The organism is Mucilaginibacter terrae, assembly GCF_031951985.1.
GTDB classification, from domain to species: Bacteria; Bacteroidota; Bacteroidia; order Sphingobacteriales; family Sphingobacteriaceae; genus Mucilaginibacter; species Mucilaginibacter terrae_A.
Genome location: NZ_JAVLVU010000001.1, coordinates 4,062,790 through 4,087,511, shown reverse-complemented (window position 1 = coordinate 4,087,511; position 24,722 = coordinate 4,062,790). Strand labels below are relative to the sequence as shown.

Below are 24,722 nucleotides of genomic sequence, written 5' to 3'. Positions count from 1 at the left end.
TTTAAGTTTAAGCCTCTGTTGTCAGTCTGTTTCTTACTTTGGTTTGGTAACCGATGCCTGGTTGCACGTTCAATTCTTCCAATACATAGTAAGTACGGTCGCTTGCAAGCGCTTTCGATACTTCTGAGTTAGGATCTTTACGGTTACCGAAAATGATAGCGTTGGCCGAGCAGGTTTGCTGACAAGCCATTTTAATATCACCGTCTTCTAACGGACGTTTTTGCAACTTGGCATTTAATTTACCGGCCTGTATACGTTGAGCACACATCGAGCATTTTTCCATTACACCACGGAAACGGGTAGTAACATCAGGGTTTAACACCAGCTCGGTGTAATCATTTTGCAGGTAGTTCTCAAAGCGCGAATCGTTCCAGTAGTTAAACCAGTTGAAACGACGTACTTTGTACGGACAGTTGTTAGCGCAGTAACGGGTACCCACGCAACGGTTGTACGTCATCTGGTTTAAACCTTCGCTCGAGTGAGTAGTTGCTAATACCGGGCATACTGTTTCGCAAGGTGCGTGGTCACAGTGTTGGCAAAGCATTGGCTGGTAAGTAACCGATACGTGGTCTAAGTCTTCCAGTTTATTGATCTCTTTTTCCTCGGTAACGGTTTTGCCTTTCTCGTCGTAGCTATAGTAGCGGTCGATACGTATCCAGTGCATTTCGCGGCTGCGACGAACCTCGTCACGACCTACAACCGGGATATTGTTCTCAGCGTTACAAGCTACCACACAGGCACCACAACCGGTACAAGCGTTAAGGTCGATAGCCATAACCCAGTCATAACGCGGACGGTCATGAGCTTCCCACAAATCGTAGGTTTCTTTTTTCTCTTCTTGTTCTTTCTCTTCGGCCTTTTTCAGGTACTCCTGTAAAGTAGTTTCACGAATAATGTCGCGGCCTTCGTATGAACCGTGAGTTTGAGTTTGAGCAAAAACAAATTTGTCACCACCCAAAGCCTCAATTTCGGCAACTGCATTACCCTGGAAGGTACCGTTGCTTAGTGCCATGAACGGATAAGCATTTTTACCAACACCATCGCCTACTTTACCAGCTTTGGTACGGCCGTAACCTAAGGCTACTGATAAGGTGCCCTGTGCCTGGCCCGGTTGTATCAATACCGGTAATTCGATACTGTAACCATTGGCAGTAATTTTAATCAGATCGCCTTGCTCCAGTTTATGCTCTTCGGCAGTTTTTGGAGCAATGGCAGCAAAGTTATCCCAGGTAACTTTTGATACCGGCTCAGGCAATTCCTGTAACCATGGGTTGTTAGCGTGTTTACCATCGCCAACAGTAGTATTTTCGTAAACCTGTAATTCTAATTTACCTTCGCCTGCTGCTGCTAATTTAGCGCCGCTGCTAATAATGGTTTGAGCAACTGCATTTAAATCACGGTTAAAGGTAACCGGGGTAGCAGGTTTTGCTGCAACTTTAACAATACCGCTTTGCAGTACAGTTTCCCAACCGTTTTGGCCGGTTAAACCACCTTTGGCTAAAATGCTGGTATTCCAGGTATTGCGTACAAAGGTGTAGTAATCTTTAACAGCATTATCGCTCCATACCAGTAAGCTTTGCTCAGCCTTACGGGTATCATAAACCGGGTTAATAGTTGGCTGTACTAAGGTATAGTAACCTTCAACAGCGTTTTCATCACCCCATGATTCTAAGTAGTGGTGGTTTGGAGCTACAATGTTACAAGCCGCAGCAGTTTCATCAGCATAAGGTGCAAATGATACTTTTAAGCGAACTTTTTTCAAAGCATCTGCAAATGCAGCACCTTGGTAGAAGTTATAAACCGGGTTGGCATCAAGGAACATTACCGCGCCTACATCGCCGCGTTTCATTTCCTCAATTAAAGCTACCATGTCGGCATCGTTACCTTTATATTGGTATGATGGATTATCCAGATCGATAGTAGTACCGTAGCTGCCTAAGATAGAGTTGATAGCATTTACCAAAACCTGAACAGCAACATCATTACTACCTGATACGACCAGGGCACGACCTTTGGCAGCAACCAGTTCTTTAGCAGCAAGAATGATGGCGTTATCGGCAATGTTATTGCCTAATTTTTTAGAACCAGGTAAAGTAGTGCCGGTAATAGCGTTGTACAGGTTAACAATAGCTAAACCTTCTTGCGAAACCTTGATGGGTATACGCACGTCGGCATTACTACCGGTTAAGCTCATGCCGCTTTCAAACTGAATGTGGCGCGACATTTTACCGCTTTTTACGGCTGCCTCGTTACGTTTTGATACGTACTGACGGGTAAACTCAGAATGTGAGATCCATGAACCCAGGAAATCGGCACCGAAGCTTACAATAAGGTCGGCCTTATCAAAGTTGTAGTGAGGTAAAACGGCTTTACCAAAGCTGTTTTGGTTAGCCTGAATGATACCGGTATATGATACGGCATCATAAGTAATGTGTTTAGCAGTTGGATACTGGGCAGCAAAAGCAGCAATTACGCCTAAGGTAGACGGGCTGTTAATGGTTGAAGTAACCAAACGTATTTGTTTACCGCTTGCTTTGATCGAAACTAATTCGTTTTTAACAAAGCTATCTAAAGCGCTCCAGGCAGTGTCGCCACCGTCTTGCATAGGGCCTTTTAAGCGGTTGGTATCATATAAACTTAATACCGAAGCCTGCGTTTGTGCGCTAACACCACCCTGGCCAAATACATCGGCCGGGTTACCTTCTACTTTAATAGGACGACCTTCGCGGGTTTTAACCAATATGGCCTGACCTTCGTAGCTTGATACGTAGAAGTTAGCTACACCCGGAGTTACCTCTTCGGGCTTAATTAAGTAAGGGATAGATTTGTGAACAGGAGCTTTTTGACAAGCAGCCAACGACACGGCACCAATACCAAAACCAACTGTTTTAAGGAAGTTACGGCGAGGTGTTTTGCCCATAAGCCCGGTACCGCCCAGCACTTCCTCTAAAGGAATAGGCTCAGCAAATTCGTGCTTGCTTGTTTCAACAAACTCTGGTGTGTTGTTCAGCTCCTCTAAACCTTTCCAGTATTTCTTATTGCTTTCCATTTAAGCTATATAAACTGTAAATTGCTAAGTTTCTTAATTATTAATAGTGGCACTTGCCGCACTCTAAACCACCCATCATAGCGGCGGTTACTTTCTCACCTTTCTTCAGCTTCTCGTGCACATCCACCATCTTATCATAGTAGGCATTGCCTAAACCATTGATGTTGGTACGTTTGTGACACTGCACACACCATTTCATGGTTAGAGGAGAGTATTGGTAAACCTCTTTCATGGTTTGGATAGGACCGTGACAGTTTTGACACTCTAAACCGGCAACCTTAACGTGTTGCGAGTGGTTAAAGTAAGCTAAATCAGGCAGGTTGTGAATACGTACCCACTGAATAGGACGAGCCTTGGTGGTATCGTATTTCTGCGTAGCCGGGTCGTAACCTAAAGCAGTGTAAATTTTCTGTATTTCTTTCGACTCGGTTTTAACCACTTTGTGACAGTTCATACATACGTTAAGTGATGGTATAGATGCATTCTTGCTCTTATAAGCACCACCGTGACAGTACTGACAGTTAATTTTCATTACACCGGCGTGCAACTCGTGCGAATAAGCAATTGGCTGTACCGGCTGATAACCTTGCTGTACACCAGTATTCCACATGGTTACCCAGCTAAAGCTGCCAAAGGCAACCGTACCTGCTAATACCACAAAGAATACCAGTTTTTTATTTTTAATTAACCTTTTGAAAGTAGCAAAACGATCAACCTCAACACCTTCGGTAATTTCGGCAGGCACTACTAAATCTTTACGATTAACCAGTAAACGCTCTAAAGTACCAATGGCGCGGTTTAAAACCAATATTACGATGAACGCTACGATGATGATACCGATTAAGGCAAACACCATGGTGCTGCTTGGACCGCTATCGGCTGCAACTGAATCTCCGCCACCACCTTTCGGTTGCTCTTGCATCACTTTCCATTCTTCACGAACGTAAGTAATGATGTTGGCCACATCACCATCGCTCAACTCGGTGAACACGGTCATACCCGCCTGGTTGTACTCGTTGTAAATTTTTAGCGCTTTAGGATCTTTGGCAGCAATAAGGGCCTGGTTGTTCTGAATCCATTTGGTTAACCACTTGTCATCAGTCTCCGAAGTCATTAAAGCACCAAGAGCCGGACCGGTCACACGGATGTCCAGTTTGTGACATGCAGAACATTTTGCCTTAAACAAGGCTTCGCCCTTGGCTTTATCACCCTGAGCCTGGGCAGCAAAACTTAATGCAGTTAATCCTGCAATAAGTAAAACTGTCCTTGAAAACTGTTTAAAAAGTAATGAGATATTCCTCATAAAGCGTATTTATACTAAGATAAGTTTTGTGTTTATGATAAACGTTTTACTGAAAGGGCGTAACTATCCTTAAAATTTCAGTCCACAAAAGTAAAATTTTATAAACTATGGCTGACAAATTAGTGACAGTTGTTTCTAATTTATAATCAGTCTAAACAATTCGCAAAAATGCCTAATTTGCATTTAAATGGCACATTTTCTTTATTATTAATATAATTATCTTGCAACAAGACTGTTGCAATTTCAAAAAAGTATTTTATTGTTTTGAAGCAGAGGTAAATTCTACTGTTGATAGTCACTTTAAAATTTGATGTACATCATGAGTTAGAGTGGTGGCAAGTTGCTTTTAAATTATGGGAAAGGCAGGTTGTATGTATCTATCACCTACACGTTATGCTGAACTTGTTTCAGCACCTCATATGCTAAGCTCTCCGTTAATGCCTGTCAAGCTATATACTTGTCCTGTGGGATGCTGAAACAAGTTCAGCATGACTAAAAAATCGAAAACAAAACAGGGCCTCCCTTTCGGAAAGCCCTGCAAATAACTTTATGAAGTCCTCTCCTTTGGAGAGGATTTAGGAGAGGTTATTGATTCAACAACCAGGCAAATATCAACGGAGCCACAATAGTAGCATCACTCTCTACAATAAACTTAGGTGTATTTACATCAAGTTTACCCCAGGTAATTTTCTCGTTAGGTACTGCACCCGAGTACGAACCGTACGAAGTGGTCGAATCTGAAATCTGGCAGAAATAGCTCCAGAATGGAATATTTTCCATCTCCATATCCTGGTATAGCATAGGTACCACGCAAATTGGGAAATCACCGGCAATACCGCCACCAATCTGGAAGAAACCTACGCCCTTACCGCCCGAATTTTTCGGGTACCAGTCGGCCAGCCATGCCATGTATTCTATACCGCTTTTCATGGTAGTGGTTTTAATTTGGCCTTTAATTACATAGGAGGCAAATATGTTACCCATGGTCGAGTCTTCCCAACCTGGTACTACGATAGGCAGGTTCTTTTCGGCAGCGGCCAGCATCCACGAGTTTTTAGGGTCAATTTCGTAATACTGCTCCAACTCACCGCTCAACAATATTTTGTACATGTACTCATGCGGAAAGTAACGCTCACCGGCATCATCAGCATCTTTCCATATTTTGTGGATGTGCTTTTGTAAACGACGGAAAGCTTCTTCTTCGGGTATACAGGTATCGGTTACGCGGTTGTAGTGGTTCTCTAACAAATCCCACTCGTCCTGCGGACTCAAATCGCGGTAGTTAGGCACGCGTTTGTAGTGCGAGTGCGCCACCAGGTTCATAATATCCTCTTCGAGGTTAGCGCCTGTACAGCTAATAATATCAATTTTATCCTGACGGATCATTTCGGCCAGCGAAATACCCAGCTCGGCAGTACTCATGGCACCAGCCAGGGTTACCATCATTTTACCGCCTTCCAGCAGGTGTGTTTCATATCCTTTGGCCGCGTCCATTAGAGCCGCAGCGTTAAAATGCAGGTAGTTTTTTTCAATAAACTGCGATATGGGTCCTCTTGTAGTGCTCATGATCAATCGTTTTTTATAATAGCCGCAAAAGTAGCTATTTTGTTTATTAAAGAATTATTAAAGTTTTGTGTGGGAAGTGCCTGGATCAGAATTTTCAGAATTGGAGAATTAACAGAATATCGGCTGAACTTCCTAACACGTCCTTGCGAGACAGAGAGGGGCAAAAGCAGTGCCGTCGAAGCAACCTCTGAACATTTCTTGAACCAGAATTGGATGGAAGTTTTAGAACTGACAGAATGCTTTTTGATATAATCCTCCATCCTGTCATTTCGACCCAAGGAGAAAATCACAATACGTTTTTAACGCAAGTTTTAGCGCGGATGAGTGGTGAGATAGGTGACTTGTGCTACTGAACACTTGCAAACTAATAACTAATTAACCCAATAACTTAATAATTTAAATATGGGCGTTGCCTCCGGCCCGGGCTATTCGTTCCAACTCCTCACTCCGCTATGCTGCGTTCCGGGGTTTCCACTACTATCCCTAACGCAAACTGCAGTAACAATTCACGTCATTGCGAGGTACGAAGCAATCTCTGAACTGTGCATGTACGCTTTGCATCCGCAGAGATTGCTTCGTACCTCGCAATGACGCATATTCCCCTCCCTCCCGGGTAGGCCCGGTGTGTGTCTTCTACCTAAAACGCCTCCCCTAAACTCATATAAAACCCTTGCTGCCGCTTCTCCCCTGCCGCTTGCTGGCCTACGCCGTAATCAACACGCATGGTTAAGCCCTTTTCGGTATCAAAGAAATAACGTAAACCGCCGCCGTAGTTGGGCTTAAACTGTTTAAGGTTTAAATCATTCCTGAAAACAGCGCCAGTACCGGCAAAGGCAGCCAGGCCAAAACGGTCGCTCAGGCGGTAACGCAGTTCGGTTTGGCCGGCCAGCAAGTTTTTGTCGCGGTAGCGGCCGTTGTAATAGCCCCGCATTATTTCGTCGTTACCCATTTCGGGCAGCAGGTAAAATGGGGTTTGGCTGCCCAGTAAGCTTTGCTCCTGAATATCTATACCCAGCACCCAGCGCTTATGCAGTTTAAAAAACTGGGCATACTCGATGTTAAAAAGGCTTCCTTTGTAGTTATTATCGGCAAAAAGGCCGTGCATAACGTTTAGGTAAGCGTTTACCACCATACCCTTGGTAGTGTAGGTGTTATTGTTGCGGTTATCAAAGGTGATGTTTGGTCCGGCAAAAATACCGGCGCCGCCGTTGCGGTCGTAAGGCGTAAGTTGTGCTTCAAAAGATTTGCCTAAATTATCAATACGGTAAGTGTAGTTATAACCGCCCAGTACATAGCCCAGGTACCAGTTACCAAAACGCTTTTCGCCGTTAAAATTTATACGCAGCCGTTTTTCGCTGATGCGTTGCTCATCGGCCTTCACCGTATTATTACCTATACCGTAAAAATTGAAAGGGAAATTAACATAGCTCACCAACCCGTTATAGTGGTAACGGTTTTGAGCCGTCCAGTAGGATGTGCTTACACTAACGCGCTGCTGCCCTTCGGTGGTAAAAGTGCCATAGGCAAACACATTTGATACGCGGGTTATACTGCTGGTATCGGTATAAAACGAGTAAAGGGTTGATGCACCCAGCTCCAAACCGGTTTCGGGTGCCGAGCTAACTACAGGCAGCAAAAAGAAGCTGGCACTACGGCTGCTGTCTTTTTCGAACAGCATTTTGCGCACAAATTTTGGGGTAATATTTTTTATGAATTTAGGTTGGGCAAGCGCGGGCAACGCACTTAGGGTACACAGTAAAAAAAGTATAAAGTATTTTTTCATTTAAGCAGCGGCCACAGGTTGATTAAAGCGCAAAGGTAGGGTTATTGTTTGCAAAGTGCAGCTGGTTTGTAATCACTCCTCCCCCACCCCCCAAAAAGTACCGACAGGATTATGTCGGTGTTCAAGGTGTTCAACTGCGTTGCATGCGTTTAATACCTTTATGAAACACTAAAATTGAACACCATGAAAAAACCGTAACTTTTCGTGTAATTTCGTGGTTTTCAGAAGAAAAAATCGGAGAATAACAGGTGTTAAGAGCGAGGGGGCTGGAGCGGAGAGCGGGGCAACTTCAAACACCATTCAAACCGCTCCCCCATCCTCGCTCCCCAACTAAAACTTGATGAAAAAATCTTCTTTCACCTGCCCTGGCCGGCAATAAACCAGCCCCAGCCAAAACAGGTTAACTGATGCGGTTACTTTAACGTGTGAGGTCATGATACCCCAGGTGGTTTTGGTTAGCGGGTTATGGTGAATATTATCCACCACAAGCAATGTATCGGCCTGCATACGGGGTATTACCTTGTTGAAATAATCCATAGCCGATTGCGGATTGAGCTTGGCATCCAGGTAAATCACATCAGGCGCTGTACTGTCTTTCCAGTCCTCTGGCTTATTGATATTTTTCAGACTCAGGGCAGTTGCTGAACCGTCAATAACCAGCTGTTTTACAGCCTGATACTTGCCTAAAACCCATACATTTTGAGCCTTGGCATCTGCTATTAAACGGTGCAGAAGTTTGTCGGTACCATCTAATTTTTTGCCTGTGGAGAGCTTTTTTTCAATATCGGCGTATACTTTTTTTTCAGAAAAATCGTAAATTACCTCATCAACCAACCGGTACACAAAGGGCGAATGCAGCCCATGCCGGTTTATGGCTTTATGCTGATGCAAAAAATGGCTGAAAGCAAACTTAAGGCTGAACATGGTTGTAAAAATAGACAAAGCTTTACATTTTGAAAGAGGTGAACATGATTAACGAAGCTGAAATAAACTCTCTCATCCGTTTGCTGGATGATCCCGACCGCGAGATTTTTGAACATGTACATGATAAACTGATATCATATGGTCCCGAGGCAATTGGCTACCTGGAAAACGCCTGGGAGCAGGCTTTTGATCCCATACAACAAGACCGCATAGCCAACCTGGTGCACGAAATACAATTCAGCATCACTAAAAACGAACTGGAACTTTGGCATCAAAGCGGCGCATTCGACCTGTTACGCGGTGCACTCATCATCAATAAATACCAGTACCCCGACCTCGACGAGCAAAAGATCATCAACCAGATCGAGGAAATAAAACGCGATATATGGATGCAAATGATGTTTGAGGGCAGCCCTGCCGATCAGATAAAACTCATAAACCATGTGCTGTACAACCTGCATGGTTTTAGTGGTAATACCAGCAATCATCAAGACCCGCAAAACAGTTACCTGAGCCAGGTTTTGGAAAGCAAAAAAGGCAATCAGATATCGCTGGCTATTATTTATTCGGTAATTGCGCAAAAGCTGGATATTCCTGTATATGGGGTAAACCTGCCGCAGCATTTTATACTGGCTTACATGGATGAGGCTGCCAAATCGGAATTTGAGAGCGGGGTGCTATTTTACATCAATGCCTTTAATAAAGGCCACATATTTGGCAGGCGCGATGTAGATATGTTTTTAAAACAGCTTAACCTCAATACCGACAAGCAGTTTTATGAACCCTGCACCAATACCGATATTGTGCGCCGCATATTGCGCAACCTCATCAGTTCCTATGAACAATTAGGGTCGATGGAGAAAGTACAGGAGCTGAATGAGCTATTGGCGGTATTGCAATAAATAAAGCTTAGCCCAAATGAGCATTAAACTGCAACCCGTACTCGAAAACGAAACCATCGCTCTCATTCCGTTACACGAAGCAGACTTTGACGCGCTATATGCCGTGGCATCCGATCCGGAGGTATGGGCACAGCATCCTAACAAGGATCGCTGGAAGGAAGACGTTTTCCGGAACTTTTTTGATGGGGCTATACAAAGTGGTGGTGCGTTTAAGGTTATTGATAAAACAACAGGGGCAACCATTGGCAGCACGCGCTTTTATGATTACAATGCCGAAGATTCAAACCTGTTTATTGGTTACACCTTTTACGGCACAGCATCATGGGGCAAAGGTATAAACCCGGTGGTTAAAGCCCTGATGTTGGATTATGCTTTTCAGTTTGTGGAGAGCGTTTACTTTCATATTGGGGCAAATAATATCCGTTCGCAAATTGCCATTGGCCGGTTGGGCGCTAATAAAACCGGCGAGCAGGAGGTAACTTATTACGGCGAAGCACCAAAGTTGAATTTTGTGTATGGTATTGATAAAGCCGATTGGCAAAAGAAGTAAACCCAGATTAAATTCCTGAAAGAAATGTCTACCTTGGGCATGCCATGAATACGCCTAAATTTCTGACCATCATACTGCTTTTTATCTTTTGCGGCACTAAACTATATGCCCAGCAAAATGCGGTAGTAAATTATTGTATCCAGTTAGATAGTCTAAATAAAACAGTTACCAATAATACCATCGACCGTAAAACGGCAACTAAAAAGCTGACCCACCTCATTACCCAAATCGACAAAAATGCCGGTTTCAATAGTCCCGATGCCTGGACCTTTCCGCTGAAAGGCTACAAGGCCAATGCTATTGGCGGGGTTAAGGGCAATGGTTATTTTGACAAGGGCTATCATTTTTTAGATGGCAATAAACACACGGCGCACCCCGCCCATGATATTTTTATTACCGACCGCAACCAGGACACCTTTGATGATAAAACCCTGAAACCGGTAGAGGTGTTGGCCGTAACAGACGGGGTTGTAGTATCGTGCACACCGCAATGGGATGTAGGTAGTGCGTTAAGGGGCGGCAAATGCATATGGGTGTATCACCCCGGTTTAAACTTATTTAGCTATTACGCGCACAACCGACAGCTTTTTGTAAAAACCGGCGATGTGGTAAAACGCGGACAAAAAATTGCCGAGGTTGGTCGCACAGGATTGAATGCTTACAAAAAGCGTTCGCCTACACATTTGCACTTTTCGGCATTCAGGTTGGTGAACGGATTGCCGGTGCCATTTAATCCGTATCAAAATCTTATCAAAGCCTCTACCTTATGAAAAAATTAATTTTACTACTATCGGTAAGTCTGCTAATGGCTTTTACCAAACCCGATACTGTGCAACAACGTTTCGCTCCACCACAGGGGTATAAAACAGCAACAACGCCAGCCGGAAGCTTTGCCAGTTATTTGCAAAACCTTGCCCCTGTTGCCTGCCGGAACGCACACGCTTACTTATCAAGGCAATAAAGCCCGTACCGACGCCTATACCGCGGGAGTAATTAACATGAGCATTGGCAGCCAGGACTTACAGCAATGTGCCGATGCGGTTATGCGCCTTCGTGCAGAATACCTGTTTGCCCGTAAAGATTATGATGCCATCAGCTTTAACTTCACCAGCGGCTTTAAATGCGATTTTGTACATTATGCCAACGGCTATCGCTATCAGCAAAACGGCACTTGGAAAAAACAGTCTGCCAGAGATTATAGCTACAAAAACTTTTTACGTTACATGAACCTCGTGTTCTCATACGCCGGTACCCTATCGCTCGAAAAAGAACTGAAAAAGGTAACCAACGCCGCCGACCTGCAAATTGGCGATGTATTTATTAAAGGCGGATCGCCGGGGCATTGCTTTATAGTGGTAAACACTGCCACAGCTGCCAATGGTAAAAAGGTGCTCCTGTTAGCGCAAAGCTTTATGCCTGCGCAAAACATCCAGATCGTGCAAAATGGTTCGCCATGGTTTAGTTTGGGGCAGCCTGCTAATATACCTTATGGGGAATTGGTTGATTTTACTTATTTGAGGAGGTTTTGAGTTAAAACTAATTTAGGGAATTAATACGAATTGTTTAGTTTTAGCTGCAAATTATTTAGACTTTGGCACGTAGCGGTCATAAAAAGCACCTGTACTCTTTGCGTCAAGTCTACCTACAATAACTTGTACCGAACTTTTACTTATATGTAAATCAGGTCGCAAATGCACATGTTCTCTTGCTCCTGTTGGTAAACTTATTTCATCCTCCTGGTTAAAATCGGCAATTTTAACTAAAAGTTTTGCCAATGATCTCAGTCCTTCAGGGTCGCCATGAATTAATACTTCCTGCCACTTTTCTACTGTGCCTTCAAATTCTTCTTCGTTATTGGCAACGAAAATATCTACATGGCCTGTAATTTCAGATTGGTAATTTTTCATAAAATATGTAAATGGTTGTGACAACGCCAACCATAGGCTAAAATTACGCGAATTTGGACTTTGAACTTAAATATTTACTTGTAACTGCCATAATTTATAAAGGGTAGTTACAATGGTTACTGCGTTTATCAAAAGAATTGTCCATTGATTCAAATTTGCTTTGTTACGGTAAAACATAACGATGACCGTACCAACAAAAAGAACTACGGGAAAATAAAATCCCATCAATACAATGAAAGAATATTCATATCCTTTGAACCTTATTAAATGAAACCAGAACGAATAATGCAATAGCAAATTTACACCCGATATAATGGTTACAAAAAATGATGGCTTAAAGTAATTTCGCATGCTTGTTAGTGAATCGTTAGCTATAGGCTACTAAACAGCATTATTCTGCCGGTTTATCTCTGGTAACAATTTATGATAAGAAACTTCTTCAGTTAACTTCTTCAAGCTATTTAAACTTATCGAACCACTATTTGGAAACTGTGAATCGAGTTGAGCGGTAGCCACAACATAAAACTCCCAATGGTCAAGATTCAACGGGTTTACGGTTTGCTTATCGTTGTAATGCAGTAAGCAAAATACGTAGACATCGGCAGTGCGTTTTGCAACGGGTGATGGTTTATTGGTTTCATAATCCCAATAAAATGCCGGTTTAATACTGAATGATATTTTGGATAACACCTTTTGATACCAGGATTGTAAGTATGCAGCCGACTTTACCTCGATCTTTATTCCGTCGGGTGTTTCTAAATCATAAGCTGCCCATTCGTCTCTAACTTGTTTTATATCTATGCCTGTAGCAGTAGCTACAATAAATTCGGCAAATCGCCCCCGCGTGGCATTACTCAAAATATCAGATACGCTCCATTGCCAAAAATCCAGTAGAGAAAAACCGAGTCTATTTCCATCTGCAATCAATGGCTCCGAACCGGTTTTTAATTGCGCCTGAAGTTTATCGAGATTTTGCATTAACGATTACTTCGCCGCCGTTAACCACTCATTAGCATCCATCCAATGTTTGCAAAGCTCAAACCATTCGTCCTTAGTGGTTTTGTTAACCAGCCCAAAGCCGTGGCCGCCTGCCTGGTATACGTGCAGTTCGCCTTTTACACCGGCTTTAACCATGGCCTGGTAAAACATAATGCTGTTGGCAACGGGTACGGTTTTATCGTCCTGGGCGTGTACTAAAAACGTAGGCGGGGTTGCCGGGGTTACCTGTTTTTCGTTAGAATAGAGGTCTATTTGTTCGGGGGTTGGTGTTTTGCCTATCAGGTTTTCTTTAGAGCCACGGTGCATTTCGGGACCGAAGGTAACCACCGGGTACAGCAGTACGCCAAAGCTTGGGCGCAGGTTAATGTTGTCTTTATTATCGATTACCGCTTTGTTGAAATGTGTAATAGCTGTTGAAGCCAAATGCCCGCCTGCCGAGAAGCCGATGATGCCTACCCTTGCCGTATCTATCCCCCACTCTTTTGCACGCTGGCGTATTAACTGTACCGAGCGTTGTGCATCCTGCAGCGGCCCAATGGATTTATCTTCCATAATAACATCACTGGGCAAACGGTAGGTGAGCACAAATGCGGTAACACCAATATCGGCAAACTTTTTAGCTACAGCCCAACCTTCGTGGTCAATAGCCAAACGCGAGTATCCACCACCGGGGCACACAATTATGGCGGCACCATTGGCTTTGCCTTTTTCGGGGAAGAATGGGGTAAGTGTAGGGTCGGTTACCATGCCTACACGGTTGCCCTCATTTTTTTCTACGTAGGTAGCCGGGGCGGGTTTGGAGTTGGGTACGCCTTTAGGGTAAAGTTTAATGGGCGGATTAGTTTGTGCACTTGCAGTAGCCATAACAAAAGCAAAGCATAGAGGTAGTATGGTTTTTCTCATTTTAAAGAGTATTGGTCACCAAAGCTAACCCTATGCTTTGTAATAAGCAAGCTGTTGTTATTTCTTCTTACTTAACTTTTTGGCCCGCCAAACTCCATCAGGTATGCTTTGAGAAATTCGTTCAAATCGCCGTCGAGCACGGCTTGTGCGTTGGAGGTTTCGTGATCGGTACGGAGGTCTTTAACCAGTTTGTACGGGTGCAGTACGTAGTTACGTATTTGCGATCCCCATTCTATTTTCTTTTTATTACCCTCAATAGCGTTGCTGGTTTCCATACGCTTACGCATCTCAATTTCGTATAACTGCGATTTTAGCAAACGGATTGCATTATCTTTATTTTGCAACTGCGAGCGCGATTCCTGGTTCTTGATCACAATGCCCGATGGTTTGTGGTATAAACGCACGGCGGTTTCAACCTTGTTCACGTTTTGTCCACCGGCACCGCCCGAGCGGAAGGTTTCAAACTCAATATCGGCCGGGTTAACATCTATCTCAATGGTATCATCAACCAGCGGGTATACATACACCGATGCAAACGAGGTATGGCGCTTGGCATTGGCATCAAACGGCGATACACGCACCAAACGGTGCACCCCGTTTTCACCTTTTAAATAGCCATACGAAAAATCGCCTTCAAATTGTAGGGTTACAGTTTTTATACCGGCTACGTCACCTTCCTGCGAGTCTTGCTCGGTTACTTTGTAGCCGTTCTTTTCGCCCCACATAATGTACATACGCATCAGCATGGCTGCCCAGTCGCAACTTTCGGTACCACCGGCACCTGCGGTAATCTGCAATACGGCATTCAATTGGTCTTCTTCGGCCGATAGCATGTTTTGGAACTCCAGTTCTTCTACCGCCTTTAACGATGAATTAAACTGCTCCTGCATTTCAGGTTCGGTAGCGTCGCCAGCCTGGTAAAACTCATATAGTACACCGGTATCTTCTACACTGGCTAATACTTTCTGGTAGGCATCGGTCCATACTTTTTTAAGTTTGATGGATGCCAATACCTTTTCGGCCTCTTTGGGTGCGTTCCAAAAATCGGGGCCAATAGTTATTTCCTGCTCGCGGGCTAATTCTTCAAGCTTGTTATCAATGTCAAAGATGCCTCCTCAGGGAAGCTGTTCTATCCCTCAAGTCTTGTACTTGTTCTTTAGTCATAATGGCAAATATAGGTAATTGGTTTAGCTCAAAACACAAAAAAGGCCTGCCATGTTTGGCAAGCCTTTTTCTTATTATCTGCGAAGGTTGTCTTTAGGCAATCATCAGCTTGTTCACCAGTCCGTTTAAATCGGCCTGGTTTCCGTTTAGTTGTGATAGCATGGTGCCTAAAGCAAATTCTTCGGTTTGCTTGCTGTTGCTTTGCTGTACTAACTGTGTCATTACAGCGGGTATTAATGAAGCTGCTGCAGCTTGAGCAGCAGGCATATCAATACTGTAAAACTTATTTAACCTGTTTGCAAACTTGTTGGTTATACTGCTTACCAAACTTTGGTTGTACGAACCCGAAAACTGGAAGAACTTAATAATGTCATTAACACGTCCTGTCTCCATCAAATTCTTTAACACATCAATAATTGAGCTTGAGGCCTCGGTCAACACCGCCTCGCGCGAACCGGCAGGAATTACCGGGTTGTTCATAATTGCCATTCCGGCATTATTTTTTACCAATAAAAAAAGTTTTTCAAACATGGCCTTCATTTTTTAGCAGATTAATAAAATGGTTGTGTTTCGGCTGATATTTTAACAGTAAATCAAATATAATAAATAATTGTTTTTAAAATCAAAATATTTTGTGAAATATTTTGAAAATATGACAATTTGAAAGTGTATTTAAAACACTAAGATTTAGTGTAGATTTTACATTAAGTTTTAGTGTATTTAACACGCTAAGCCCCGGTTGAACGGATGAAAAATTTTACTTGCAAAGCGGTTTAAAAGCTTACATTTGGGCGTACTATAACATATCAATTATGCTGCCAAACATTGATTTTACCACCACCCAGGCTTACGAGTACTTAACCGACTACTTCCCCGAGCTGGAGCCTAAGCAACTTAAAGACCTGTTTGCAACTGACCCACAACGCTTTAGCAAGTTTTCGGTTTATTTTGAGGAAATGCTCTTCGATTATTCAAAAAACCGCATCGACGATAAGGTTATAGCTTTATTAATACAGTTGGCCAAAGAGTGTAGGTTAAATGAGGCAATTGCCGCCATGTTTAACGGCGAAGCTATTAACGTTACCGAAGGTCGCCCGGTGCTACATACCGCCTTGCGCAACCAAAGCAATACACCGGTATTAGCTGAAGGTAAAGATGTTATGCCCGATGTAAACGCCGTGCTGCAGCATATGAAAGAGTTTAGCGAAGCAGTAATTAGCGGCGAATGGAAAGGCTACACCGGCAAAGAAATTACTGATGTGGTAAACATAGGCATTGGCGGATCGGACCTTGGGCCGGTGATGGTTACCGAGGCTTTAAAGCCGTACAAAACCCGCCTGAACCTGCACTTCGTATCGAACGTTGACGGCACGCACATTACCGAAACGTTAAAACAGTTAAATCCCGAAACTACGCTTTTCCTCATAGCATCAAAAACCTTTACCACGCAGGAAACCATGGCCAACGCCAACAGTGCCCGCGAGTGGTTTTTAGCCGGCGGCGCTGCCGAGGCTAATATTGCCAAGCACTTTGCTGCCTTGAGCACCAATGCTGCCGCGGTTGAAAAATTTGGTATTGATACGCAAAACATGTTTGGTTTTTGGGATTGGGTTGGCGGTCGTTACTCGTTATGGAGTGCTATTGGCTTATCAATTGCCCTGAGCGTTGGCTTTGATAACTTTGAAGGGTTATTAGGTGGTGCCCATGCTATGGACAACCACTTTAAAGAAACTGAATTTGAACAAAACATACCGGTTATTGCCGCCCTGTTAGGCGTATGGTACAATAACTTTTTTGATGCCGAAAGCCAGGCCATTTTACCGTACGACCAGTATATGCACCGCTTTGCTGCCTATTTTCAACAAGGGGATATGGAGAGCAACGGCAAATACGTTGACCGCAACGGCCAACCTGTAGATTACCAAACCGGTCCTATTATTTGGGGCGAGCCGGGTACCAATGGACAGCATGCGTTTTACCAGTTAATACACCAGGGCACCAAGTTGATCCCTGCCGATTTTATTGCGCCTGCACAGTCGCAAAACCCGGTTGGCGAGCACCATACCCTGCTCCTATCAAACTTTTTTGCCCAAACCGAAGCCCTAATGAACGGCAAAACCTACGAAGAAGTAGTAGCCGAACTGAAAGCCGCCGGTAAAACCGAAGCAGAAATTGAAGCCCTGGCACCATTCAAGGTATTTGAAGGTAACCGCCCAACCAACTCTATATTGCTTAAAAAGATCACCCCGCGTGCGCTGGGTTCGTTAATTGCCATGTATGAGCACAAAATATTTGTACAGGGCATTATATGGAACATTTACAGCTTCGACCAATGGGGTGTAGAGCTGGGCAAACAACTGGCCGGCAAAATACTACCTGAGCTACGTACTGCCGACGAGGTGAGTACTCACGATGCATCGACTAATGGTTTGATCAATCAGTATAAAGAGTGGAGATAAGGGAATAGAATTAAGAGACAAGAGCCAGGAATCAAGACTTTTTATAAAAACTTGTCATTTCGAGTGATAACGATAAATCTTGTTAAAACATGCAGGCGGCGACTTTGCATAATTAACAGGATCTCTCACTATCGTTCGAGATGACATTTTTTGTTTATGTGCTACTCCGCCTCTATCAGCATCATTTTAAAAGTCATAACCGCAGACCGGACAATGGTGGTTTGCATATCGGCGTGGGTTATGTCAAAAAACAGTCTTGCCAGACCTGGTCGGATAGCTTTATCTTTTCTTCATTACCTGTAATTTTAATATTACGCTATACATTTTTACCCATTTGCTGTTAAACCATGTGCTGTTAAAACCCATCAAACAACAATACAACATCAACCTATGAAAATCTTAGTAAAACTTTTAATCTGCAGTTGTTTGATGGCAATCATTGCCTCTTGCTCGTCGTTGAGGAGTGTTAACACCTCGGTGCTTAAAATAGGCATGACCAAAGCAGAGGTTGAAGAAGCTTTAAAAAAGAAACCCTACGGCACCATATCTGCCAAAAGCTATCCCGAAACCAAAACAGTTATAGAAGTGTTGGAATACAACGAACATTTTAACGGCCAAAAATCAGATGGTTACTGGCTATACTTTGTGAACGGTAAGTTAGATAAGTGGGAACCCGCCAGTAAATATCATCAACCTGATATATAAGCGACGTGTATAAAACAGAAGTGCCGCTTTAAAGCGGCACTTCTGTTTTAAATGGATATTGCTGGAAAGTAATGAGCAATACTGATAAGCACAACTTAAACTCCCTGTTTCTTCACCACCTTGATTTGATACAATTTAGGCCAGTTTTTACCGGTTACAAACAGGCGTTTACCTGCTGCATCCCAGGCAATGCCGTTTAGTACGGCATCACTATTATTAATACCTACGGTGGCTTGTTTGGTTAGTTCGCTTAGGTCAATACGTTTTACTACGGCGCCGGTTTTAGGGTCTATAACCACAATATCATCCTTTTGCCAAACGTTGGCGTATATCATGCCGTCGATGTATTCCATCTCGTTCAGGTCGTCAATAGGCCCTTGGTCGTCGTATACATCAATGTTACGCAGCGTGCGGAAGCTGGTTTTATCCATCACGTATATCTGGTTCGAACCAGTGTTGCAGTACAGGTTCTTGCCGTCGTTACACATGCCCCAGCCTTCATCGCCCTGGGTAAAAGTAAAGTTGGATAATAGCTTAAGTGTAGCTTTATCGTACACATAACCTACCCGCTCACGGTAAGTAAGCTGGATAATTTTATTGTCAATTACAGTAATACCTTCGGCAAATGTGTTGCAATCAATATCAATGCTTTGAAGTACTTTGCCGTCTACATTGGTTTTACGAAGGCTCGATTTTAAACCTTCGCGGCAGTAACCGCCGTCACTCTCATATAAAACACCATCGTGGTACTCCAATCCTTCGGTAAACGAAGCCGTATCGTGTGCAAAGGTTTTCTCTAATTGGTAGGTATACAACTCAGGGGCTTTGGCTGCCAGCAGGTTAATATTGGTGCTTTGCTCCTCAACTTTCCCGGCGCTGTATATGCGGGCTGTTAATACTCTGGCACCTAAACCCAAACTATCGGTTGCAAGGCTATAGGAAGATGAGTCGGTTTTGGCAGCCAACCGTACCGAATCTACCAGGTAAACTATCGAATCGGCTTTAAAATCGGCCGGGAGAGTCAATTTAACAGCCACCTTATCGCCCTGTTTATAGCTGGTGCCCGCATCGGGACTAATGCTAATGTTTACGGGTTTATTTTTATCGCCGCAGCTGTAAAGTGCTAATATAAATGTGGCTATGCCAAGGATATATGTACGTTTCATGTGTTTAATAAGGCGATGGCCAAAAGGCATCTTCAATATGTTTTAGTGTATACGTATTTTGGGGTGTAAATAGTATGGATACAATATCAAAACGCACCTCGCCCTGGTGGTTCATAAGGTAAATGTATTCATCGGCCGCACCGGCCAGCAGCTTTTGCTTTCGTGTGTCTACAAAATCTTCGGGTTGGCCAAAGCCGGTACCTGTACGGGTTTTTACTTCGGTAAATATAATGATACGGTCTTTATAAGCAATTAAATCTACCTCGGCTTTGCCAAAAGTCCAGTTTTCGTCCAGTATTTCGTAACCGGCAGCTTCGAGGTGGGCTTTGGCTAAGGCTTCGCCGCGGCGGCCGAGTTCGTGGTGCTTAGCCATTAGACTGTTGAATCAACAAACCAATCCCAAGAATAATAAATAATGAAACTATAAACAACAAGAATGTGAAGCTTCCAAACATAATTCCCCATCCCAAATTTCTAATAGGTGTGCTAAACTTGGTGTTTTTATAAATTAAAACTCCTGTGATAGAAATTAATAAAAATGAGCCTATCATGGCATAAGGTTCATTTAAGGTTGAAAAGAACCATGTGGCACAAAATTGAAATATGAAAAATAATGCAAGATAAACGTACCTAATCATTGTTATTTAATAATAACCGACCCCAAAAAATCAGAAATATGCTTCTCTATCTTCTTCATTTGCAGGTACCGCCCCATTATGGCATCCTGATCAATCGGGTCTTGCGTGTTTTGCAACTCGGTGCGCAGTTGGTCGAGTATCTTGCCCACCTTCTGTTTTTTGAGGTGAAATATAGCACCCAGGATAGTACCCTTCATATTGGCCTCCTCGCCCGAAATAAATATCTTATGCATGTTGTACCAGTTCTCGCTCAACGTGTATTTGGTGGAGAGCATATCAACCGCCAAGTCAACCATTTCTTTTTCAGGGTGATGAATAAAGAATTTCTCTTCGGGCAGTACACCGTTCTCTAACTGCTGCTTATACAGCGCTACAAAGTTTTTGCAAGCCGGGTTCTCAAACTCCACGTCGGCCAGCTCGGCAATTATAAACGGACCTATATAGATATTGGTAATATTATCCCAATTAATGATCTGGTGCCCGTAAACTAATAACAGCCTGATAATCTCACGCTCCTGATTAAGGCTGGCTTCCACCGATTTTGACGGGGCAGCCTGCTCGTCATAATAACCAAGTTCATCAGGCGGCGGCATATCGCCATACGGGTTGCCTTCTAAAGCTTCCGCTTGCTGTTCAGGCCGCGACTGCTGCTTTTGTTGCTCCTTTTTGGCCCTGCCAAGCTTCATCTTGTTCAGTTCCGATAACAGGATGCGCTCATCAATCTGTAACTGCTGGCTACACTCACGTATAAATACCGACGCCTTAATAGAATCAGGTATCTTAGCAATACTCTCTACAATTTCGCGGATTACATTGGCTCTTTGTATAGGGTCGTTACCAGCTTCTTTGAGTAAGATGCTGGTTTTATAAAGAATAAAGTCTTTCTTGTTTTGCTCGATGTGTGTTTTAAAGGCACTGCTACCCACCTTCCGTATATACGAGTCGGGGTCATCACCATTAGGGAATGAAACTACTTTTACGTTGAGGCCTTCTTCCAGAATTAAATCCAAACCACGTAATGATGCCTTAATACCCGCGGCATCGCCATCATACAAAATGGTGATGTTTTTGGTAAAACGACCTATTAAACGTATTTGCTCAACCGTAAGTGAGGTGCCCGATGAGGCTACTACGTTTTCGATACCGGCTTGGTGTACCGATAGCACGTCAGCATAACCTTCTACCAGGTAACAGTTATCCTCATCGCGAATTGACTTTTTGGCAAAGTACAACCCGTATAAAACGTTCGATTTATGATAAATCTCCGATTCGGGCGAGTTAACGTATTTGGGTACGTTTTTATCGGTTTTGAGCGTACGGCCGCCAAAGGCAATTACCCTACCCGTAAAACCATGAATAGGGAACATTACACGGCCACGGTAACGGTCGTACAGGGTGCCATTATCGCGCTTTACCGAGAGGCCGCTCTCTATCAAAAAATCGGGCTGGTAGGCATTCTTAATGGCTTCGCTGGTGAAAGCCTCCCATTGATCGGGCGAGTAGCCCAATTCAAACTTTTTAATGGTTTCGTTGGTAAAACCGCGCTCCCTGAAATAGCTTAAGCCAATGCTTTTGCCCTCGGGCGTTTCCCACATGGCTTCCTGGAAAAACCTGGCGGCGTAATTACTTACCACCATCAGACTTTCGCGGCGGTTGTCGGCCTCTATATTTTCGGGCTTGTCCTGCAGCTCTTCAACCTCGATGCCGTACTTTTTGGCCAGCCACTTTAAAGCTTCGGGGTACGAAAACTTTTCAAGCTCCATGAGGAAGGTAACCGCTGAACCGCCTTTGCCTGTCGAGAAATCCTTAAAAATTCCTTTTGCCGGAGATACCGTGAACGAAGGTGTTTTTTCGTTAGCAAATGGAGAAAGGCCTACGTAGTTAGCACCACGCTTTTTTAACTGCACAAATTCGCCAATAACCTCGACGATGTCGACGGCTTCCATTATTCGATCAATGGTGACTTTAGTTATCATGTGCGCTAAAAAACAGGGCTGCAAAGGTAAGCATTTTATGCCCCCAACCATGAAGGTAAGTAATTTTAAACGGTTTAAAAACATGGAAATTTTAATCCAGCATAAACACCACATATCTCTTGTTTCTTACCTCTTGTTTCTTACATCTAAATTGTATTTTTACCGCTCAATTTTTAAGATATATGAGTGAGCGAATTAAGATTAAAGCACTGCTGCAAACCACGCCGGCAGAACAGGAAGTAAATGTTAAAGGATGGGTACGCACCTTTCGTAATAACCAGTTTATTGCTTTAAATGATGGCTCAACCAATAGCAACATACAAATAGTTGTTGATTTTCAGAATACCGACGAAGCCTTATTAAAGCGTATTACCACCGGTGCGGCACTTAGCGTTACCGGTATTTTAGTAGCCAGCTTAGGTAAAGGCCAGGCGGTTGATGTAAAAGCCACCAGCATTGAAATACTGGGCGACAGCGACCCGGAAAAATACCCGTTACAGCCTAAAAAACACAGCCTTGAGTTTTTGCGCGAAATTGCTCACCTGCGTTTCCGTACTAATACGTTCGGTGCTATTTTCAGGGTACGCAACAGTTTATCATTTGCGGTACACCAGTTTTTCCAGGAAAAAGGCTTTGTTTACCTGCATACCCCGGTAATTACAGCATCAGATGCTGAAGGTGCCGGCGAGGCTTTCAAAGTAACCAATCTTGATTTAAATAACCTTCCACGTACCGAAAGCGGCGAAATTGACTACAAACAAGATTTCTTTGGTCGTGCTACTAACCTGACCGTATCAGGGCAGTTAGAGGGTGAGCTGGGTGCAATGGCCCTGAGCGACATTTATACGTTCGGCCCTACTTTCCGTGCCGAAAACTCAAATACTACCCGCCACCTAGCCGAGTTTTGGATGATTGAGCCCGAAATGGCATTTTATGACCTGGCCGATAACATGGACCTGGCCGAAGGTTTATTGAAATACGTGATTAACTACGCCCTTGAGCACAACGCTGAGGATATTGAGTTTTTAACCCAACGCCTGTTAGAAGAAGAGAAGAGCAAACCACAACAGGAACGTTCAGAAATGACCTTACTGGAGAAACTCCAATTCTGCTTAAACAACGATTTTGAGCGTTTAACTTATACTCAGGCTATCGAGATACTGAAAGATTCGACACCTAACAAAAAGAAAAAATTCCAATACCTTATTGAGGGCTGGGGTGCCGACTTACAATCGGAACATGAGCGTTATTTGGTAGAGAAACACTTTAAAAAACCGGTTATTTTAACCGATTATCCTAAAGAGATCAAATCTTTCTACATGCGCCAAAACGATGACGGTAAAACCGTTGCCGCTATGGACATTCTCTTCCCCGGTATTGGCGAAATTGTAGGCGGATCGCAGCGTGAAGAACGTTTAGAAAGACTGGAACAACGTATGGATGAAATAGGTATTCCTAAAGATGAGCTTTGGTGGTACCTGGATACCCGCCGCTTTGGTGGTTGTCCGCATGCCGGTTTTGGTTTGGGTTTTGAGCGTTTGGTATTGTTCGTTACCGGTATGGGTAACATCCGCGATGTTATTCCGTTCCCACGTTTCCCTAAAAACGCAGAGTTTTAGTTGGTTGGTGATAACACCAACGATAGGCTAAATACTCTCCTACCGTCATTGCGAGGTACGAAGCAATGACGAGTACTATAAAGTAACACAAGAGCCGGTTGAGTAAATCAATCGGCTCTTGTGTTTTGAAGCATTTGTTGAACCATTGCATTAAAATGACACCTGCACTTCCAACATTTTCATTCCTGTAGCGTTAAATACATGTCACAACATTAATTAAACTTTATGTTGTACATCATCTATCAATTTTAAATATTCTACCATGAAAAGTTTAGAAAACAAAGCAGCCTTGGTAACAGGAGCGGGTTCGGGCATTGGCAGAGCGGTGGCTATTGGTTATGCAGCCGAAGGTGCAGCTGTTATGGTATCAGACATTAACGAGCAGGCCGGTTTAGAAACCGTTGCTTTAATTGAGAAAGAAGGCGGTAAAGCCTCATTTTTTAAAGCAGATACCTCTACCGCTGAAGATAATGAAGCATTAGTAAAAGCCACAGTTGAAACCTTTGGCAAACTGGATATTGCCTGCAACAATGCCGGTATTGGCGGCGATGCAGCCGAAACGGCCAACTATTCTCTCGAGAGCTGGAAGAAAGTACTCGACATCAATCTCGACGGTGTATTTTACGGCTGTAAATATCAGCTTGCGGCCATGGAGCAAAACGGCGGCGGTTCTATCGTTAATATGGCGTCAATTCATGGTTCGGTGGCGGCTCCATTTTCGAGCGCTTATACTACCTCAAAACATGCCGTGGTGGGCTTAACCAAAAATATTGGTGCCGAGTATGCAAAAAAGAATATCCGTTGTAATGCGGTTGGTCCGGCTTATATTGATACCCCTTTGTTAGAGAAAAATCTGAAGCCCGAACAGCTTGAGGCATTAAAGCAAAAACACCCTATTGGCCGCCTGGGTACAGCCGAGGAGGTTGCTAACCTGGTTGTGTTCTTAAGTTCGGATAAAGCCTCTTTTATGACCGGGGCATATTACCTGGTTGATGGGGGTTATACCGCCGTATAAGCTACAACTACTTCTATTATACAACGCACAAGGCCGGTTAAAATTAACCGGCCTTGTGCGTTACAGGTAAATTATCATGAGGCAAAGGCAAGTG

At 43.6% G+C, this 24,722-nt stretch carries 22 protein-coding genes; 9 read left to right on the top strand and 13 right to left on the bottom strand.

Annotated elements, in window-relative coordinates:
* Positions 1 to 7 precede the first annotated feature (7 nt).
* The 5 genes from QE417_RS17490 to QE417_RS17470 form a co-directional block, all read right to left on the bottom strand.
* On the bottom strand, positions 8 to 3,049 hold the full coding sequence (locus QE417_RS17490; RefSeq protein WP_311951781.1) for a TAT-variant-translocated molybdopterin oxidoreductase: 3,042 nt from the start codon (positions 3,047 to 3,049) through the stop codon (positions 8 to 10).
* 40 nt (positions 3,050 to 3,089) lie between these two features.
* A complete protein-coding gene (locus QE417_RS17485; RefSeq protein ID WP_311951779.1) occupies positions 3,090 to 4,352 on the bottom strand; it encodes a c-type cytochrome in 1,263 nt (420 codons plus the stop codon).
* Between the two features lie 585 nt (positions 4,353 to 4,937).
* Positions 4,938 to 5,918 carry a deoxyhypusine synthase family protein gene (locus QE417_RS17480; RefSeq protein ID WP_311951777.1) on the bottom strand — a complete coding sequence of 327 codons (981 nt, stop codon included), beginning with the start codon at positions 5,916 to 5,918 and terminating at the stop codon, positions 4,938 to 4,940.
* Between the two features lie 637 nt (positions 5,919 to 6,555).
* Positions 6,556 to 7,701, bottom strand: a complete 1,146-nt coding sequence (locus tag QE417_RS17475) for a polymerase (protein ID WP_311951775.1) — start codon at positions 7,699 to 7,701, stop codon at positions 6,556 to 6,558.
* A 330-nt stretch (positions 7,702 to 8,031) separates the two neighbouring features.
* Entirely contained in the window at positions 8,032 to 8,625 is a 594-nt protein-coding gene (locus tag QE417_RS17470) for a hypothetical protein (protein ID WP_311951773.1), read from the bottom strand.
* Positions 8,626 to 8,669: 44 nt separating this feature from the next.
* Between QE417_RS17470 and QE417_RS17465 the strand changes: the two genes are divergently transcribed.
* From QE417_RS17465 to QE417_RS17445, 5 genes are read left to right on the top strand one after another with little or no spacing between them, the layout of a single operon-like run.
* A complete protein-coding gene (locus QE417_RS17465; protein ID WP_311951772.1) occupies positions 8,670 to 9,527 on the top strand; it encodes a transglutaminase-like domain-containing protein in 858 nt (285 codons plus the stop codon).
* Between the two features lie 16 nt (positions 9,528 to 9,543).
* On the top strand, positions 9,544 to 10,077 hold the full coding sequence (locus QE417_RS17460; protein ID WP_311951770.1) for a GNAT family N-acetyltransferase: 534 nt from the start codon (positions 9,544 to 9,546) through the stop codon (positions 10,075 to 10,077).
* A 44-nt stretch (positions 10,078 to 10,121) separates the two neighbouring features.
* Positions 10,122 to 10,847, top strand: coding sequence for a M23 family metallopeptidase (locus QE417_RS17455; RefSeq protein WP_311951769.1), 726 nt, complete (start codon positions 10,122 to 10,124; stop codon positions 10,845 to 10,847).
* Positions 10,844 to 11,038, top strand: coding sequence for a hypothetical protein (locus tag QE417_RS17450; protein ID WP_311951768.1), 195 nt, complete (start codon positions 10,844 to 10,846; stop codon positions 11,036 to 11,038). Before QE417_RS17455 ends, QE417_RS17450 begins: the two co-directional genes overlap by 4 nt.
* A complete protein-coding gene (locus QE417_RS17445; protein ID WP_311951766.1) occupies positions 10,989 to 11,606 on the top strand; it encodes a DUF4846 domain-containing protein in 618 nt (205 codons plus the stop codon). The genes QE417_RS17450 and QE417_RS17445 overlap by 50 nt, the downstream gene beginning before the upstream one ends.
* A 51-nt stretch (positions 11,607 to 11,657) precedes the next feature.
* On the opposite strand, the gene QE417_RS17440 is transcribed toward QE417_RS17445, so the two are convergent.
* From QE417_RS17440 to QE417_RS17420, 5 genes are all read right to left on the bottom strand, one after another.
* On the bottom strand, positions 11,658 to 11,984 hold the full coding sequence (locus QE417_RS17440) for an Imm32 family immunity protein (RefSeq protein WP_311951764.1): 327 nt from the start codon (positions 11,982 to 11,984) through the stop codon (positions 11,658 to 11,660).
* A 381-nt stretch (positions 11,985 to 12,365) separates the two neighbouring features.
* Entirely contained in the window at positions 12,366 to 12,962 is a 597-nt protein-coding gene (locus tag QE417_RS17435) for a hypothetical protein (RefSeq protein ID WP_311951762.1), read from the bottom strand.
* A gap of 6 nt (positions 12,963 to 12,968) precedes the next feature.
* A complete protein-coding gene (locus QE417_RS17430; RefSeq protein WP_311951760.1) occupies positions 12,969 to 13,886 on the bottom strand; it encodes an alpha/beta hydrolase in 918 nt (305 codons plus the stop codon).
* 71 nt (positions 13,887 to 13,957) lie between these two features.
* Positions 13,958 to 15,050, bottom strand: a protein-coding gene (gene prfB / locus QE417_RS17425) for a peptide chain release factor 2 (RefSeq protein ID WP_311951759.1) whose coding sequence is annotated in 2 segments (ribosomal slippage) — positions 13,958 to 14,989 and positions 14,991 to 15,050 — 1,092 coding nt in all. Because the reading frame shifts where the segments join, the coding sequence is not laid out codon by codon here.
* A gap of 93 nt (positions 15,051 to 15,143) precedes the next feature.
* A complete protein-coding gene (locus QE417_RS17420; RefSeq protein WP_311951758.1) occupies positions 15,144 to 15,581 on the bottom strand; it encodes a hypothetical protein in 438 nt (145 codons plus the stop codon).
* Between the two features lie 281 nt (positions 15,582 to 15,862).
* On the opposite strand from QE417_RS17420, the gene pgi reads away from it, so the two are divergent.
* Entirely contained in the window at positions 15,863 to 17,509 is a 1,647-nt protein-coding gene (gene pgi / locus QE417_RS17415; protein ID WP_311951757.1) for a glucose-6-phosphate isomerase, read from the top strand.
* A 429-nt stretch (positions 17,510 to 17,938) separates the two neighbouring features.
* Complete coding sequence (locus tag QE417_RS17410; RefSeq protein ID WP_311951756.1) at positions 17,939 to 18,214, top strand: hypothetical protein; 276 nt, start codon at positions 17,939 to 17,941, stop codon at positions 18,212 to 18,214.
* A 95-nt stretch (positions 18,215 to 18,309) separates the two neighbouring features.
* On the opposite strand, the gene QE417_RS17405 is transcribed toward QE417_RS17410, so the two are convergent.
* The 3 genes from QE417_RS17405 to dnaG all read right to left on the bottom strand — a co-directional run bounded on the left by QE417_RS17405 (position 18,310) and on the right by dnaG (position 21,994).
* The gene (locus tag QE417_RS17405; RefSeq protein WP_311951755.1) at positions 18,310 to 19,380 is read right to left on the bottom strand and encodes a glutaminyl-peptide cyclotransferase; all 1,071 of its coding nucleotides are present in this window, start codon (positions 19,378 to 19,380) and stop codon (positions 18,310 to 18,312) included.
* A gap of 4 nt (positions 19,381 to 19,384) precedes the next feature.
* On the bottom strand, positions 19,385 to 19,753 hold the full coding sequence (locus tag QE417_RS17400) for a YraN family protein (RefSeq protein WP_311951753.1): 369 nt from the start codon (positions 19,751 to 19,753) through the stop codon (positions 19,385 to 19,387).
* Between the two features lie 267 nt (positions 19,754 to 20,020).
* Complete coding sequence (dnaG, locus tag QE417_RS17395; RefSeq protein ID WP_311951750.1) at positions 20,021 to 21,994, bottom strand: DNA primase; 1,974 nt, start codon at positions 21,992 to 21,994, stop codon at positions 20,021 to 20,023.
* A 182-nt stretch (positions 21,995 to 22,176) separates the two neighbouring features.
* Between dnaG and asnS the strand changes: the two genes are divergently transcribed.
* Together asnS and QE417_RS17385 are read left to right on the top strand one after the other, a co-directional pair.
* Complete coding sequence (asnS, locus tag QE417_RS17390) at positions 22,177 to 23,613, top strand: asparagine--tRNA ligase (RefSeq protein ID WP_311951748.1); 1,437 nt, start codon at positions 22,177 to 22,179, stop codon at positions 23,611 to 23,613.
* A gap of 262 nt (positions 23,614 to 23,875) precedes the next feature.
* Positions 23,876 to 24,628, top strand: coding sequence for an SDR family NAD(P)-dependent oxidoreductase (locus QE417_RS17385; protein ID WP_311951746.1), 753 nt, complete (start codon positions 23,876 to 23,878; stop codon positions 24,626 to 24,628).
* Positions 24,629 to 24,722 lie beyond the last annotated feature (94 nt).

Coding starts and splice junctions, on each gene's coding strand:
- QE417_RS17490 (WP_311951781.1), bottom strand. CDS start 3,049: ATGGAAAGCAATAAGAAATACTGGAAAGGTTTAGAGGAGCTGAACAAC.
- QE417_RS17485 (WP_311951779.1), bottom strand. CDS start 4,352: ATGAGGAATATCTCATTACTTTTTAAACAGTTTTCAAGGACAGTTTTA.
- QE417_RS17480 (WP_311951777.1), bottom strand. CDS start 5,918: ATGAGCACTACAAGAGGACCCATATCGCAGTTTATTGAAAAAAACTAC.
- QE417_RS17475 (WP_311951775.1), bottom strand. CDS start 7,701: ATGAAAAAATACTTTATACTTTTTTTACTGTGTACCCTAAGTGCGTTG.
- QE417_RS17470 (WP_311951773.1), bottom strand. CDS start 8,625: ATGTTCAGCCTTAAGTTTGCTTTCAGCCATTTTTTGCATCAGCATAAA.
- QE417_RS17465 (WP_311951772.1), top strand. CDS start 8,670: ATGATTAACGAAGCTGAAATAAACTCTCTCATCCGTTTGCTGGATGAT.
- QE417_RS17460 (WP_311951770.1), top strand. CDS start 9,544: ATGAGCATTAAACTGCAACCCGTACTCGAAAACGAAACCATCGCTCTC.
- QE417_RS17455 (WP_311951769.1), top strand. CDS start 10,122: ATGAATACGCCTAAATTTCTGACCATCATACTGCTTTTTATCTTTTGC.
- QE417_RS17450 (WP_311951768.1), top strand. CDS start 10,844: ATGAAAAAATTAATTTTACTACTATCGGTAAGTCTGCTAATGGCTTTT.
- QE417_RS17440 (WP_311951764.1), bottom strand. CDS start 11,984: ATGAAAAATTACCAATCTGAAATTACAGGCCATGTAGATATTTTCGTT.
- QE417_RS17435 (WP_311951762.1), bottom strand. CDS start 12,962: ATGCAAAATCTCGATAAACTTCAGGCGCAATTAAAAACCGGTTCGGAG.
- QE417_RS17430 (WP_311951760.1), bottom strand. CDS start 13,886: ATGAGAAAAACCATACTACCTCTATGCTTTGCTTTTGTTATGGCTACT.
- QE417_RS17420 (WP_311951758.1), bottom strand. CDS start 15,581: ATGTTTGAAAAACTTTTTTTATTGGTAAAAAATAATGCCGGAATGGCA.
- pgi (WP_311951757.1), top strand. CDS start 15,863: ATGCTGCCAAACATTGATTTTACCACCACCCAGGCTTACGAGTACTTA.
- QE417_RS17410 (WP_311951756.1), top strand. CDS start 17,939: ATGGCAATCATTGCCTCTTGCTCGTCGTTGAGGAGTGTTAACACCTCG.
- QE417_RS17405 (WP_311951755.1), bottom strand. CDS start 19,380: ATGAAACGTACATATATCCTTGGCATAGCCACATTTATATTAGCACTT.
- QE417_RS17400 (WP_311951753.1), bottom strand. CDS start 19,753: ATGGCTAAGCACCACGAACTCGGCCGCCGCGGCGAAGCCTTAGCCAAA.
- dnaG (WP_311951750.1), bottom strand. CDS start 21,994: ATGATAACTAAAGTCACCATTGATCGAATAATGGAAGCCGTCGACATC.
- asnS (WP_311951748.1), top strand. CDS start 22,177: ATGAGTGAGCGAATTAAGATTAAAGCACTGCTGCAAACCACGCCGGCA.
- QE417_RS17385 (WP_311951746.1), top strand. CDS start 23,876: ATGAAAAGTTTAGAAAACAAAGCAGCCTTGGTAACAGGAGCGGGTTCG.